The 14370-nt window shown below is 67.0% G+C and carries 17 protein-coding genes and 1 pseudogene; all 18 read right to left on the bottom strand.

Annotated elements, in window-relative coordinates; all coding sequences use genetic code 11:
* Positions 1-228: hypothetical protein (locus AC1DO7_RS32340; protein WP_477117022.1), on the bottom strand; the 228-nt coding region annotated here is incomplete at its 3' end.
* 9 nt (positions 229-237) lie between these two features.
* The gene (locus AC1DO7_RS32335; RefSeq protein ID WP_441616318.1) at positions 238-639 is read right to left on the bottom strand and encodes a DUF6950 family protein; all 402 of its coding nucleotides are present in this window, start codon (positions 637-639) and stop codon (positions 238-240) included.
* A complete protein-coding gene (locus tag AC1DO7_RS32330; RefSeq protein ID WP_441616320.1) occupies positions 639-1190 on the bottom strand; it encodes a hypothetical protein in 552 nt (183 codons plus the stop codon). The genes AC1DO7_RS32335 and AC1DO7_RS32330 overlap by 1 nt, the downstream gene beginning before the upstream one ends.
* Complete coding sequence (locus tag AC1DO7_RS32325) at positions 1187-1843, bottom strand: hypothetical protein (protein ID WP_441616322.1); 657 nt, start codon at positions 1841-1843, stop codon at positions 1187-1189. The genes AC1DO7_RS32330 and AC1DO7_RS32325 overlap by 4 nt, the downstream gene beginning before the upstream one ends.
* A 3-nt stretch (positions 1844-1846) precedes the next feature.
* Positions 1847-4720 (bottom strand): phage tail tape measure protein, encoded by a 2874-nt coding sequence (locus AC1DO7_RS32320; RefSeq protein WP_441616324.1) that lies wholly within the window; start codon positions 4718-4720, stop codon positions 1847-1849.
* Positions 4721-4724: 4 nt separating this feature from the next.
* A complete protein-coding gene (locus AC1DO7_RS32315) occupies positions 4725-5021 on the bottom strand; it encodes a phage tail assembly chaperone (protein WP_441616326.1) in 297 nt (98 codons plus the stop codon).
* A 50-nt stretch (positions 5022-5071) separates the two neighbouring features.
* A complete protein-coding gene (locus AC1DO7_RS32310; RefSeq protein ID WP_441616328.1) occupies positions 5072-5521 on the bottom strand; it encodes a hypothetical protein in 450 nt (149 codons plus the stop codon).
* Positions 5522-5575: 54 nt separating this feature from the next.
* Complete coding sequence (locus AC1DO7_RS32305; protein ID WP_441616330.1) at positions 5576-6802, bottom strand: phage tail tube protein; 1227 nt, start codon at positions 6800-6802, stop codon at positions 5576-5578.
* Positions 6803-6863: 61 nt separating this feature from the next.
* Entirely contained in the window at positions 6864-7325 is a 462-nt protein-coding gene (locus tag AC1DO7_RS32300; RefSeq protein ID WP_441616332.1) for a phage tail terminator-like protein, read from the bottom strand.
* On the bottom strand, positions 7322-7729 hold the full coding sequence (locus tag AC1DO7_RS32295) for an HK97 gp10 family phage protein (RefSeq protein ID WP_441616334.1): 408 nt from the start codon (positions 7727-7729) through the stop codon (positions 7322-7324). Before AC1DO7_RS32295 ends, AC1DO7_RS32300 begins: the two co-directional genes overlap by 4 nt.
* Before the next feature lie 2 nt (positions 7730-7731).
* Positions 7732-8103, bottom strand: coding sequence for a hypothetical protein (locus AC1DO7_RS32290; protein ID WP_441616336.1), 372 nt, complete (start codon positions 8101-8103; stop codon positions 7732-7734).
* Positions 8100-8564 (bottom strand): DnaT-like ssDNA-binding protein, encoded by a 465-nt coding sequence (locus AC1DO7_RS32285; protein WP_441616337.1) that lies wholly within the window; start codon positions 8562-8564, stop codon positions 8100-8102. The genes AC1DO7_RS32290 and AC1DO7_RS32285 overlap by 4 nt, the downstream gene beginning before the upstream one ends.
* Before the next feature lie 65 nt (positions 8565-8629).
* On the bottom strand, positions 8630-8851 hold the full coding sequence (locus AC1DO7_RS32280) for a hypothetical protein (protein ID WP_441616339.1): 222 nt from the start codon (positions 8849-8851) through the stop codon (positions 8630-8632).
* Between the two features lie 48 nt (positions 8852-8899).
* Positions 8900-9871, bottom strand: coding sequence for a major capsid protein (locus tag AC1DO7_RS32275; RefSeq protein ID WP_441616341.1), 972 nt, complete (start codon positions 9869-9871; stop codon positions 8900-8902).
* Between the two features lie 14 nt (positions 9872-9885).
* Positions 9886-10491: a hypothetical protein gene (locus AC1DO7_RS32270; RefSeq protein ID WP_441616343.1), complete on the bottom strand. Its 606-nt coding sequence runs from the start codon at positions 10489-10491 to the stop codon at positions 9886-9888.
* A gap of 75 nt (positions 10492-10566) precedes the next feature.
* Positions 10567-11631, bottom strand: a complete 1065-nt coding sequence (locus AC1DO7_RS32265; RefSeq protein WP_441616345.1) for a phage minor head protein — start codon at positions 11629-11631, stop codon at positions 10567-10569.
* Between the two features lie 3 nt (positions 11632-11634).
* Positions 11635-13071 carry a DUF4055 domain-containing protein gene (locus AC1DO7_RS32260; protein ID WP_441616347.1) on the bottom strand — a complete coding sequence of 479 codons (1437 nt, stop codon included), beginning with the start codon at positions 13069-13071 and terminating at the stop codon, positions 11635-11637.
* A gap of 1 nt (position 13072) precedes the next feature.
* A pseudogene (locus AC1DO7_RS32255) lies at positions 13073-14349 on the bottom strand (terminase large subunit domain-containing protein).
* Positions 14350-14370: the final 21 nt, after the last annotated feature.

Below are 14370 nucleotides of genomic sequence, written 5' to 3'. Positions count from 1 at the left end.
GCCGTACACCATGTTGCGAGGCTGCACGTTGGATCGAACGATCTGCGTGCGTCCCTGTGCCTCCGCCGCAAAGCCGTTGTTGGAGCGCGGCTTGAAGATGGCCCCCATCAGGGCGCCCATGGCAAGCGAGAAGGCCAAGTACACAACCGCGGTGATTGCGTAGTAGGCGACCGTCCCCGCGGCCACGCCGACTGCCGCTGCGATAGCAGGAATGATTGCCGGTGGCATGTGCTCTCCCTATACCTTCCACGCGGCTTTCGCCTCGGACGCCGCAAGAAACTCGATGCCGTTCAGACCTTGTGCCGCGATCAAGCCTCCGAGGCACACGGCGAGGGCTTCCCCGTAGGGTGTATCGATCCGCACCACGTCGCCGCGCCCCGCCAGCGCAGGCGGCTGCGGCGCTCCCAGCACCATGGTTGCGATACCAGTCACACCGCTGTTGTCTCGCAGCACGCGACGCGCCCCCTTCTCACTCGCATAGAGGCCGCGCCACCGCGCGCCGGGGTCGGCGCCGGTCATTGCCTCGATCGCGTCGCACACGAACAGGCAGCAGTCACTGTCGCCCCATGAAAAAGCCCGCGCTTGGCGGGCTTCAATGAATGCAGCGAGGCGCCGCGGCCAGTCTTCCAATCGCACCATCAACGTCCCCACATGAGCTGCTTCTCAACCATCTGCGGCGTGTACTCGAGTCCCCGGTCGCCGGGATACCGGCTCTGCTGGTCCTCGTTGTTGTACCGCCGCACCCGCGCCTTGTCCCAGGACACCATCCTTGACTCCGCCGTCACCGTGATCGTCGCGGTGTCGCCCACCTCGGTTGACATGGTGTCCATACGGCCGCTAAAGATCCGCATGGGCTGATAGGCAATCTGCAAGTCCTCGCCCAATGGCGCGAACCAGACCTGACAGGGCTTACCTTGGTACTGTTCCGCGAGCGAGATAGCAATTACCTCGGTCGGGACACCCGAGATAGTCATCCGCACGCCCGTCGCCTCTAAAGTGGCTTGCTCCTGAATCGGCTCGATGCGTCCCAGCATGCCAGCACCGAGCCACGTGTACCCGTTCCAGTCGACGTTGTAGCCGGCGCTGCAAACGCGCAGCGGCTGCGTGAAATCCATCTGCGCGAAGAACAGGTGCGGAACATGCCCCGCCGTGACCGCGGCCGCGGTCGCGATGTCGAGCGCGCGCGTCATGAGGGAACCTCGATGAAGTCCACGGAGAAGGATTCATGCCGCCAGGCCGGCGTGCTCACGAATTCCCACACGTCGCTGGCGAGCCGCATCAGTGCCTTCGGCTTGTCGAGAGTCACTACCGCCAGGTTGGCCGGCGCCTTGCGGAATGGCGGCGCCACCGGAACCGACGCCAGCCCGGCCGCGTCGCTCGTGACGTCCGCCGTCACCATCTTCAGCTCACCGCCCACTTCGAGGAACTCGCCCGCGCGCAGCACGATGGTGGCGGCCGGCCAGTACTTCGTCGGCAGTAGCCGGAAGTCGGAGAGCGCGCCGTTCACCACCGGGTTGCCGTTGATCTGGTAGGACTGGTTGATGAAGTCCAGGATCATCGTCGCGGCCGGCGGCGTCGCGGCGATGTCCGCCACCGGCGAACCGTGGGGCCAGAGGTAGATCCGGCCCGCCATGCCATTGAGCGCGGCCAGCAGCCCCTTCAGGCGTCGCTGCTGTTGCAGGTTCATCGTGGTGAAGGTCAGGCGCGCCTTCCACAGCGCGCCCGGCCGCTCCACGGTCTGCGTCGCCCGGTTCAGCGGCGACGTGAAGCTCTCGGTGTTGGACTGCAGGCCGAACATGGCACTGGACGGCAGGATGTCGTCTGGAAAGGTCAGGATTGCCATGGGTTACCGTTTGGGCGCGAACTGCCCGCCGCGATTGATGCTGTCCAGAATCTGGGCCTTCGTCTGCTGCTGGCTCTGCTGGATCGCGGCGATCACGTCCGCGCGGTCCGTCCGGCTGTCGATGTTGTAGGTGTTGTGAAACTCGATCGACAACGGCGCGGCGGCTGGCGCAGCCTGCTTTGCAAGCAACTGATTCGGAACGACATTTCCGGAAGATGTAGGTACGACGATCTCCGGGCCTTGCTCGCCCACCAGGTACGGCAGCCCCTCTTGCATGCCGCCGCCACCCGCGCGCGTGCTCGCGCTTGCGACCAGGTTGTCCAGCCCGGCCTGCGTTTCCGGCCCGTAGACGCCGCCGACCGACGTGCCCGTCGCATCGCCATAGGCGCCAAGCACCGAATTGCCCAGCGCGCTCAGACCCATCTGGAACAGCCCCGACAGCGCCGCGCGCGTCTGGATCCGGATCAGGTCCGAGATCACCGACTTGGCGAAATCGCTGAAGTTGAGCTTCCCGGTCATTGCGAAGCTGACCAGTGCGTCTTCCATCGACGAGAACGCACGCGAGAACAGGCTTTCCACCTGGCCGGCCACGTTGGCAGCCGAATCGCGGTAGTTTTCCCACGCGCGCGACGCGCCGATGGTCCAATCCGACTGCATGTCCAGGCGCTGCTGGAAGTAGCCGCGCTCGCGCTCCAGCTGCGCCTGCATGGCCGAATCCAGCTCGGAGAGAGAATCCTTGTACTCCTGCGTATCCAGCAGGCCGGACTTGGACGCGCGCTTTGTCAGGGTCTCGCGCTGGCGACGGAACTCTTCTTCCGTGCGCGCCAGGATCTGGTTCAGCTCGCGCGCGTTATCGCCCAGCCCGAGGCTGCCGAGATCCCGGCTTGCCTCCCGGTCGCGTGACGCKGCGTAGGCCGCCACATTGAGCATCACCTCTTTGCGGGAGTCCTCCAGCTTCTTGTAGACCTCGCTGAGCGCCTTCGCGCGCTCTTTCTCGCTGTTGGCGAGCTTCTCCTCGATCTCTTCGACCTTGGCGGCATAGCGCTCGCGCTCGGCGAGTTGCTTCCGGCCGCCGGCGACGTCGGCCTGCTTCTCGGCGATCACCTTCTCGTCGATCAGCGCGCGCTGCTTGGCGTCGAAGCTCTTCTCGATGTACTCGCGCTCTGACAGCAGGCCCTGGTTGCGCAGCGTCTCCAGGTCGGTCAGCTCCCCCTTCAGGATGGCCTCGCGCTGCCGGGCCCTGCCTTCGAGCTGCGCGATCTCGCCGCCCAGGACATTCTGCTGCGCGCTGGAACTGGCGGACTTGCCCGCCTTGTTGTACTTGTCCCAGATCTCCTGCTTGCGCGCGGCCGCCGCTGCGACGGCTTTGTCGTACAGGTCGCTGCCCTTCTCGATGCCGGCGGTGGCCGTCTTAAAGCCGTCGTCGACTTCCTTCAGGTCCTTGTCGCGGTTCTCGGCCTTCGTGAGGTTCTTCCCGTCGGTCAGGAACTTGCGCGTACGCGCCTCCGCCTCATCCTGCTTGCGCTGGTCGACGCCCAGGCCCATCACGTCGGACAGATTCGGCGTGTTCGTCACTCGCTGCTGTTCAGCGACCGCCTGCGCTTCGGCCAGGCGCTTCTGCAGCTGCTGGAGGTTGTAGCCCTTCTGCCCGCGCTGGAACACGTCCAGGCTGGGATCCTTCAGGTCGGCCATCAGCTGGTCGCGCTGCTGCTGCAACCCCTTCAGCGACTGCGCGTCATAGCCGAACGCGTTGACCGGGTTCAGGAAGCGGCCTACAGCGCCTGTGCCGGCGCCGAGCTGCCCCCAGAAGCCTGCGCCTTCCGTCTTCGCGCGCCGGATCGACGACGTCACGTCGTTCATGGCGTCCGTGAGGATGTTCAGCTGGGCAGCGGCGGCCTGGCCGAGCCCGGAGTCGGCCACCGTGCGCTTCAGGTCCGTCCATGCGCTGTCGATGCGCCCGAGGGAGGCCTGCGTGCTGTTCGCCGCTTCCTCCACCGAGCCGGCCAGCTCCTTGCGCAGCTGGGCGGCAAACTTGGGCAGGAAGTCGGACGAGATCACCTGCCCCTGCTCGAGCATCTTGCTCAGCTCGGCCGTCGTGACGCCCACCGCGCGCGCCGCGGTCTGGAACGCGCCAGGCAAGCGCTCGCCGAGCTGGCCGCGCAACTCTTCGGACTGCACCGTGCCCTTGCTGATCATCTGGCTGATGGCCAGCAGCGCGCCCTCCGACTCAGTGGCCGACAGGTGCATGACCGCCGACGCCTCGCTAATGGCGAGGAAGATGTCCCGCGCGCCCTTCCCTTCGAGCGTCGTCTCGCGCGCAGCGGCGGAGAGCTTCACGAAGGAATTGGCCGCGACGTTCAGGTCCAGGCCGAGCCGGTTGGCCTCGTCCCGCAGGAATGACAGATCGCGCGCGCCGGTCGCCGCGTCGCCGCCGTTCGAGAACTTCAGGCCCACGGTGATCTTGTCGACCTGCGCCTGCAGCTCCGCCATGGCGCGGACGGAATCGAACACGCCTTTCGGGATCTCGGCCAGGCCGTCGATCAGCCCGCGCACCGCCTGGCCGACGGCGTTGAGCGCCGTGGCGCCGATGGCGAAGTCCTTCAGCGAGTCCGTGAACGAGCGGTTCTTCTCCTGCAGGTCGTCCATCGAGCGGCCGGCCTGGCGCGCGGACTGGTCGTATCGGTCCAGCGACACGCGCGCGCCGTCGGCTGCCGCACCGGTGCCGCCGATGCCGTCCGACGCCTTGCTGCCGCTGGTGCCGACCTTGTCCATGGCATCGGCCGTGCGCCCCGCCGTCTGGGTCGCCCGGTTGAGCGCATCTTCCCCGCGCTTCAGCCCGGCGGTATCCATGGCGATGCCGAGGGATGCGATGTCCATTTTTCTATGCCTTGGTGCGTTTTGCTGCGGCGGCCAGCACCACAGCGTCGAGGCGGCGGATCGCCGTGATCTGCCAGCGCGCCGGGTGCTCGCCGATCATGCTGAAGAACGCCTGCATGTCGGGGTAGGTGATGGGGGGCAGCCCCATGCCGGCCTGGCGCGTGTTGTTCAGCTCCATGAACCATTCCCAGACCTGGAATCCAGCCGGGGGGAGCACGGGGCCGTCCAGCCCCTCGGGGCGGCGACCGATCTGGCGCGCCACCGATTCGAGGTTCTGCCTGACGGTCGACCCATCAGGCAAGCGCTCGTCCAGCGCCGCCTGATGCTTCGCGTATTCAACGATCTCGGTCGTCAGGCCTTCAAAAAATTTCCCGACTCTGCCGCGGCGGCGTAGACCTGCGCGCGCGCCTCCGGGTTGACGGTGTGCAGCAGACGCGCGTTCTCGGGCGTGCACGGCTCGTCCAGGCCGCGCCAGCTGATCGTGCGCAGCACGGCGCCCTCGATCGCGCGGGCCTCGTCGTCCTCCACCGGATCGGGCCCGAGGGCCTCGCCCTTCTTGGCCGCCACGAAAGCGCGCTCGCGCCGCTCGTTGATCTGCTTGCGGTTGGCCGCCTTCACCGTGTCGGAGTGGTCACCGCGCACGGTAATGAAGACCCCCAGGCCTTCGCCGCCGGAACTCTTCAGCTCGAACTCGAAGCCTGTTTCGCTCGCCTTGACCAGGTTGAGGGATGCGATCGAGCGCGACGGCGCGGTCGTGTTCTGTTCCATGTTCCATTGCTCCAAAAAGATGCGGGCCAGCACAATTGCCGGCCCGCGAACTGCCCATGGGTGGGAGCTCTGTCCCGACCGCTCGTCTTACGCGAGCGAGTCCTGCACCGAGATGGTGGTCTTCTCGCTGGACGTGCCGGCGCCGCCGTTGATGGCCAGCAGTGCCTGGTAGCTGAAGGTCTGGATCAGCGCCTTCTCGCCGTCGTCCTTGCCTGCGCTGCCCAGCTTCACGCGCGCCATGTTCAGCCCGATGAAGTCGGCGGCGGCCGCGCCGCTGGTGGTCAACACCGCACCGATGGCCATCTCGGTTTCATTCACGAAGGCGTCACGCAGCACGCCATCCTGGAAGTAGGCCGTGAACTGGCCAGTCACCACCACACGCCCCGGGAACAGGTCCGGCAGCGTGTTCTGGCCGACCACCGGGTCGCCGGTCAGGTTCGCATTGATGGACGCACTCAGGCCGGTGACGAGGCCCACCGGCGCACCCGAGGCGAGCAGCACGCCGTTCACCGCCGCGACCGTGCCGGCCGTTGTTTCCACCGCGGGCGCCGTGAAGTAGGCCGAGGTGCCCGCGACCATGTCGAGGCCCTGCACCTGCGCTGCCACCGTGGCCATGCCGGTCGCCGGCAGGTTGATGTCGAGCTGCGCCAGCTTGCAGTCGACGAAGCGCTCGGACTGCGCGATGTCCGCGAACCAGTGTTCGAACGTCAGGTACTTGTCCAGATGCCCACTGGTCGGCACGAAAGTCTTCTTGCCCGGCACGGTGACCGTGGCGCTGGCAATCGGGCCCTCGGCGACGAGCGCCACGCCGTTCAGCGGCATCACAGTCAGCGCCAGCGCGGTCAGCGACAGCACCAGCAGGTTCTTGTTGATGTTGGCCGCGTTGAAGCCGCCAGCGGTCAGGCGCACGACGTCGCCAGCCTTGATCCCATCGGTCAGGTAGGAGCCGGCCGCGCGCGTGACCGTGTAGGTCTGCACGTTGCCCAACACCGAGCCCAGCGCAATGGTGATGCTGGCGCCGGCGATGGCCGTCACAGCGGCGAAATCGCGGCGCAGGATGGCTGCGAGCATGTCGGCGTAGGTGCCGGGCGAGATCTCGCCGTTGACCGTGCCGCCCACGCGGCGCACGCCGTGCCGGAAGTCGGAGATCTGCTGGTCGGACCGGATCTCGTTGGACTGGTAGGTGTCCTTGGTGAGCGACAGGTCCGAGGTGACGCGGCGCAGGATCTGCCCCCCGCTCGTGCCAGCCGCCACGCCCTGCCCGGACTGCACCTTGTAGCGCAGCTGCTTGAACAACCCCTTTGCGTTGGGCATTTTCTTGCTCCAAAAAAGAAATGCCCCGCGCGAGGCGAGGCGTTGATGATGCTGGCCGGCGTCAACCCGAGACGCTGGCGAAGAATGGGATGCTGATCGGCACGCGCCAGCGGTCGCCGTCCTGGTAACCGTCGGCGATGGCCGGCGTGCGCTCGATGATGACGTCGAGGCCCGGATCGAGCTGGTACACCTGGTTCACGAAGTCGAGCACCATCGAGGCGCCGTCCGGGAAGACGTGGATGGTGGTGCCGCGCTTGAACCAGTCACGGACCGCGGCGGCGCGCGCATCTGCGGCGGCCGGCCCAGTGCCTTGCGGATACATCAGCGAGACCTGGAACACGCCCACCTCACGGTAATAGCTGCCGAAGGCTGGATTCTCAGGCGCGCCCCATAGCAGGTGCACCTCTTGATACGGCGTGCCCGGCGGGGGCTTGAACGAGACGTTCTGCCAGGCGGTGGCCAGCGCCGGGGCCATGGCGTTCAGCCGCGTCTCCAGGCCCTTGCGCACCAGTGCATTGCTCATTGCTTCAGATCTCCCACCGCGCGGGTCAGGTACTGGTCGAATTCGGTCAGGGTGATGCGCACCATGCCGGCGGGCGCCTGCTGCGAATGGCCGTACTCCAGCGGCACGGCATACGGCAGATGGTTGATCAGGTAGACCGTCTCGCCGACCTGGAGATGCGAGAGGTCCAGCGCGGCGGCCGAGATCGTCGACGTGCCGGCGCGGTCCACCAGATCGAGCGTCTTGGGTGCCAGCGCGTACTGCACCTGCCAGTTGCCGCGAAAGCGCCCCGTGTCGACTGGCGACTTGAGCACCAGGCTGCTCAGGAGGTCCAGCCCGACCTTGCGCACCACCTGCTGCTGATTGCCTTTGGCGCGCTCCACGAAGGCGGCGAACTTCCGCCGGAACTCGTCGTTCTGGGCCATGGTCAGCGCCTCACGTGCAACTCGTACAGCACCGGGGTGCCGGCCGGGTTCACCGCCTTCACGTTCTGCACCTGCCACGTGTCGGCGCCGTCGATCACCAAGTCGCCAGTGACAGGCAGCGGCACGGCGGCGGGCGACATCAGGCACTGCTTGTCGCCCACCTGGATCACCGTGTCGGCGAGGAACGTCTGGCCGGCGGCCAGCAGCGCATAGTCGAACAGAGCGCCGGTCGCGGGATAGTCGGCGGTTGCCGGCTGGGCCGAGCTCGAGCCCGGGTCATAGGTGCCGGCCGTCACGCGGCGCAGCACCAGCGCCTTGCCGAACTCGCGCAGCAGCTCGTCGGCCATCGCGGCCATTTCATCGTAGATCGTCATACGCGCAGGAGCGGGACATTGCCGCCCGTCACCAGCAGCAGCGGGCGCAGCAGGCCGTCGACCAGCGGATAGCGCACGCGGCCGTCGTTGCGCTGGGCGCCGTATTTCTTGGTGATCGGGCCGACAGTCGTCTCGGTGACCTGGTCGGGCTTGACGTCCGCAGCCAGCGGCCCGGCCAGCGCGCGCAGCGCCAGCTCGCACACTGCGTCCTTCACGCGCTTCGGGATGCCAGTCACGCCAGCGCGCGGCCATTCCAGCGCCTGCGTGGTGCCGGCCGCCTGCCCCTGGAAGCGATACATGCTGTCCGCGTAGGCGGTGGCGTTGATCAGCTTGGCCTCTTTGGCCGTGGCGCTGGCCCAGGCGGTATTACCGCGATCCGCGTGGTAGGCGTCAGCCTCGGCCACGCTCACGTAGCTATTAGCATCGGGCTTGCCGGTGCCGTCTTCGACAACGATTGCCATGTTCGTTCCTTCATCAGCTCACCAGAGCCGCCCCGTCAGAAGCGGCAATGGTCAGCAGACGCTGATCAGGCGGGATCCTTCAGCACCTTGTCGGCCTCGGGCTTGGCCGGTCGGTACTCCGGCTTCAGGGTGACCTTCGGCACCTTGTCGGCCTCGCCGGTGCGGTCGTCGGTCACGTTGGCGTCGATGATGCGCAGGCCAGCGCGGCGCGCCTCGGCCTTCACGTCCTGCTCGTAGCGGAAGAACGGGCCCGCCAGATACCAGATGTCGTTCACTTCTTTTTCCATGGTCGCTCTCGTCAGTGCGATGGCCAGGCCCCGAAGGGCCCGGGGTCATCAGTTCTTGGACTGGTCGCCGATGGCGATCACGCCGGCAACGTCCTTGATACTGGTCACGATCTGGTCCCAATTGGTGCCAGTGGCCAGCGCCGCGTCCGACGGCGACTTGCCGCCGTTGGCCTCGTCCCACGTGAAGCCCTTCAGGCCCAGCGCGAACGAGTAGTCGATCTGCATCGTGGTCTCGATGCGCGTCTGGCCGTTGGTGGTCTGGATGTTCGTGATGACGTCGCTGCCGTCATGCACGATCGCGGCCGAATCCACCAGGCCTAGCACCTTCTGCTTGTTGGGCGTGCCTGCCTGGTACAGCGCCGGCGCATCGGTGACGATGTGCGCGCGGCCCAGGATGTCGATCACCTGCACGCCACCGGCCGCGTACAGATTCTGGGCGTTGGTGAGGTTCTGGCCGATCAGCTTGTGATAGACCTCGCCGGTCATCACGTTGGCCAGGATCAGCGGCGAGCGGTCGCCGAACTTGGCATAGGTGCTGTTCAGCACGCCCTGGCTGATGCCGGCAGTCGCGCTCACGTCGTTGGTGACCGCAGCGACGTTGCTCAGGGCCGCGACCAGCGACGCGATCGCGGTGTTGAGCTGGTCCTGCAGCAGCGCCTCGGCGAAGTTGCGGCTGGCCACCTCGATGCCTTCGGCGCTCGGCTTCTCCAGCCACGTCATCTGCGACGGCTCGTAGCGGATCGGGCCGAAGCCGCCGGCGATCTTCACCGACGAGCGCTTGAGCTGCGTCAGGTCGGTCGCCGTGGCGGCGGCCTGCGCGGCGTAGCGGTTCACGCGGCGGCGGGCCGAGTGGATCGACGCGAAGAACGATTCCTGCAGGAAGTCGCCCTCGAAGCCGTCCGTGGTCAGCCGGATGGTGCCGCGCGATGCGGCGTTGAACTTGTCGACTTCCTGCGCCAGCGTCTCGATGATCGCGGGCATGAAGTACTTGTTGAAGACCTGCATTTGCGACAGGGACATGATTCAAGACCTCGCTATTTCTGAAGTTCGGGATACTTGGCGGCGAGGGCTGCCTTGCGCTCTTCGCGCGTGCCGCCCATGTTGCCCGCCGGGGGATTGTTGTTGCCGTTGCCACCGGGGGCACCGCCCCCACCGTTCGCAGGCGCCGCAACGAAGTGCTTGCCTTGGTCGCTGGCCGCCCACTCCTTGACGTGATCGCCGAGCGCCTTGTCGCCGATCACCGCCGCGCCGTCCTTGATCGTGGCCGCGCCCTTCAGCAGGGCCTTGGCCGCGTCCATGAACTGCGGGGCGACGCCGGACTTCGCCAGCGCGTCGGTCAGGCCGCCGTCGATCAGGTGCTGCGACAGGGCGCCGTCCTTCGTGGCCAGGTCCTGCGTCAGCTTCTCGACCGTCTTGGCGCCGTCCTTCACGGCCTTGTCCAGCTTGGCCGTCAGGTCCTCGATCTGCTGCTGTAGAGCGGCGTGCTCTGCCGGGTCGATCTCGGCGCCTTTGGCCTTCACCTTCAGCGTCTTGACCTCGCCCAGCAGCTCGCGGTTCTTGGCGCTCAGCGCCTCGGTCGCGGCAGCCGTCACTTCCTCGATCAGTGCGATGACCTCGGGGTCTTTGCGGTCCAGTGGCATGGTTTCCCTCAGGGATGGGTTGCGGGGCTCGGCCCCAATGAAAAACGCCCGCGCGGCTCGGCCGGCGGGCGTCGGTTATTCGTACTTGGCGCGCAGCTGCACCAGCGTCAGCGGATTGCCGCGCTGGTCGAGCAGCTGCGCCAGCGTGATCTTTCCAGTGCGCCACATCTCGGCGCGGCCCTTGCCGAGCGCCTCGTCCTGGAACGCCTTGCCCTTGCCGGCGAGGAAGTCCGAGAACGAGAGGTCGGCAGCGACCTGCCCGTCCATGCTGGCGCGCGTGCTGGGCGAGAACTCGTCCGCATCCAGCCCCAGCTCACGGAACGACCGCAGGAGCGGGATGATCGTGCTCCGGCAGTTGAAGTGCCGCGGCGGCCCGCCGTTGTAGGGCAGCACGGTGCCGTTGATTGGCTTGCCTTGCAGGTCCCACGACGCGCCCGAGTAGGCGATGCATATGTCCGACGTGCGGCCGTCCAGCGTGCTGACCTGCTGCTTGCCCTTCACCAGGCTGTCGTTCTCTGCCCACGTCAGCTCGCGCGCACGGTTGCTGACCGTCTGCACCGCCGTGCGCACCAGCGCCTCCGCATTGCGCCGGCTGGTCTCGATGACGCCGGTCAGGCCCTTGCGCGTCGAGCCACCGATGCGCTGCACGATCTTGGCGTTGGTCTCGCCAGCGGCCACGCCCATGCGGATCTCGTTGACGAAGCGGAACGCGGTGTCGCCAGCCTGCCGCGCCAGCCAATCGCCCAGCGGCGCGCCCTGGAACAGGCCGGTATCCACCAGCGCGCGCAGTGTGACCGTGGGCGCGAGCGACTGCATCAGGTCGACGCCAACGGCGCCGTTCGTGCTCGACAGCACCCACTTCGTCTCCTGCTGGCCCAGATCCTTCAGATCGCCGAACAGGTCGCCCTGCATCTGGTCGTAGCTGTCGGACACCAGCCCGCGCACATCGGAGAGCAGGCGATTCAGCCGGTCCTTCTGGAAGTCGGTCAGCGCTCGGGCGCCGATCTTCTTCTCGACGTCGGCGAGCAGGCCTTCCATCACCGTCAGCACGAGGTTGGACTCGTGGCCGATCACACGATTCAGGTCCAGCTGCCGGGAGACAGCTTGCGCAGCCAGGATCTCCGAGAGGTTGCGCGGCATGGGTTACTCCCCGCCAGCCGGGGGCGTGGCCGAGCGCGGCGCCAGCGCAGGCATGCCGGCATCGATCCGCGCCCGCTCGTCGTCCGCCGTGGTGCCGTCGGCCACCACCTCACCGCGCACCAGGTTGTCGAACAGCGATTCCCAGCTGATCGCCCCCTGCATCCACGCAGCCACCAGCGCCGTGATCTCCTGCGCAGTGAGGCCGGTGGGCAGGAAGTCGGTGTTCAGGCGCGCGCCGACGTCACCGCCCTGCCCCATCCAGTCGCGCATCCACTCCAGCGCGCGGGTGATCGCCGCGCTGGCCGCGTTGGCCACCGAGGCCAGCACGCTGTTCTCGCCGGATCGGTGGATCTCGGCTGTCTGCGCGGCCTCGGCTTGCTTCTTCTCCTGCGCCAGCATGCGCGCGCCGAGCGTCACCATCATCTCGATCTTGCCCTGCAGCGCGTCCTTCAGCTGCGTCAGGCCGGCGCCCTGAAACTCGAGGTAGAACGCATTGGCGCCCTGTTCGGGCAGTACCCACACCTCGCCCGAGCCGATGGACCACATCTCATTGCTGACCGTGCCGTCGTCATTCACGCCCTGCGACGAGTGCCCGGTGATGACAGCGGTCGGCAGGCCGGTGAAGTGGAGGCCGTGCTCATAGTCGGCCGTGCCGCGGTAGTGCGACAGGTTGACGTTGACCAGGTCCAGCATCGGCGGCTTGGCCACCACCCAGCTGATGCCGTTCGGGTTGCAGATCACGAACGGGATGAAGCCCATCGGCTTGCCCTGCATCAGCGGGAAGATCTCGCTCACCGGCACGTTCTGTGCGATGTCGGGACGGTACAAGCGCACGCGGTAGACGCCGTCGAGCAGGTCCAGCACGCGGTATTGCGGCTTGGACTCCACCGTGAACTCGTCGGTCCGCACCTCGACCGACTCGACCAGCACCACCTGGGTCAGCACGGTCTGGTTGCCTACACGGCCGGTCGACCAGTTGATGATCGCCTCGGTCGTGTACACCGCCGCGAACGGGCGCAGGCCCATGCTCTCGGCCTGGCCGACGGTGATCGCGCCGTTCTGCTGCGTCGGATAGTCGACCAGCAGGCCGAAGCGGCCCACCTGCAGCAGCTCGTCCACGACGCGCTCGCAGAGCGTCAGCAGCGGCGTGCCGGCGCTGTCGGCGTCGTCTTGCACCGCGGCCATGCCAGCGGGCAGCTCCAGTGTCGGCGGCCGGCGGAACACGAGGCCGGTCAGCGCCTCCAGCGTCCGGCCAGTGGCGTTGTAGAGCATGGCGCGCATCTTGTACGCGCCATACGCGTCGTCGTCCTGGCCCGACAGTTTCGGCAGGTAGACCTCGCCCTTGGCATGCACGGCTTCCTCGCCCTTGACCAGGTCGCGGCACTTCTGCCACTTGGGCAGGGCCGCGGTGTAGTCGGGGTGCTTGGTGTCAACGGGCATGTCAGGCGCCTTGGAGCTTCGTGCGTTGGGCCGTCGGTTTGACGATCGGCCACAGGTTGACCAGCGGATAGCCGCCGGCGTCGTTCGGGTGGTCGTGCCCGGTAGTCTTGTCGGGCTCGCCGTTCTTGTCGTAGGGCTGCTGCTCCAGCGCCTCGGTGTAGACCGGGCACAGGTGCGTGTTGACCAGCAACCGGCGCTCGCCCTGGTCGTTCAGGATCAGGGCATTGACCGACGAGACGCGATCCTTCACCGCCGGGTTGGTCGTGCCCACGCGCACCAGGAAGCCAGCCGCGCGCAGGATGGACAGGTCCGACTCGCTGGCACTCTTGCTGCTGGTGGCGCGGCCGCTGGCGTCCGGGTAGATCACCACGTTGTGGCCCTTGTCCCGGTACCGTTCCTTCAGCAGGCGCGCCATCTCCGGCGTGTCGCGCACGCCAGTCAGCTCGGCCACCGCGCGGGGCCGGCCACCACGGATAACGTAGATGATCGCGGCCATCTTCAGCACGTTGAAGTCGAGGCCCACATGCAGCGGCTCGCCCTCCGCCATCGCCTCGTCGGTGTGGTTCAGCGCCGGTTGAACTCGGCATAGACGCTGCCGGCCGTCAGGTTGACGAACTGTCCCTTCAGGTAGGCCGCGATCAGCTGCGCCGGGTAGGACGAGCGGAGCGACGAGATGTAGTCGTCCGGCAGGTTCTTGGCGTTCTCGTAGGTGCTGGCTTGCACCAGACCGTAGAGCGCGCGCAGCTCGGGCTTCTCCCGCACCGCTTTGACGAACTGCTCGTAGACGAACTTGAAGCCCTCGGGCGTCGTCGTGACGTCGATGCCGTTCAGCAGCCCGGGCGCGACCTGGCGCATCCGCGCGATGATCTTGCGCCACGCCGTCTCTGCCTCGATCTTGCGCATGACGTCGAGCTCGTCGACCAGCGCCTTACCGATCTTGAAGCCGACGATCTTGCCCGGGTCGTCCATCGACCGGCAGATGATCGTGGTGCGGTACCGGCGCCCGCTGTACAGGTGAACCTCCTTGTTGGAGGTGTTCACCTTCGCGATCAGGCCCCAGTCGGCCGCCACTTCCTCGATCGTGGGATAGAAGATGTCCCGGATCTGGCCGTAGGTCGGCGCGAAGTAGCCGGCATTGATGCGCGGGAACTCCCATGCATGCCGGCACAGCCCGGCGCCGCCCACCCACGTCTTGCCCGAGCCGAAGCCCGCCACGAACGCCTTGAACTTGTGCGGCAGCGCCAGGAAGCGCGACTGCGGGACGTTGAGGCTAGGCATTGGGCTCGGGCTTGCTGGCGT

This window comes from Cupriavidus sp. 05N40, from assembly GCF_056397305.1.
Note: the sequence above shows the minus strand (reverse complement) of the source record. Positions and strands in the feature narration are given on the sequence as shown.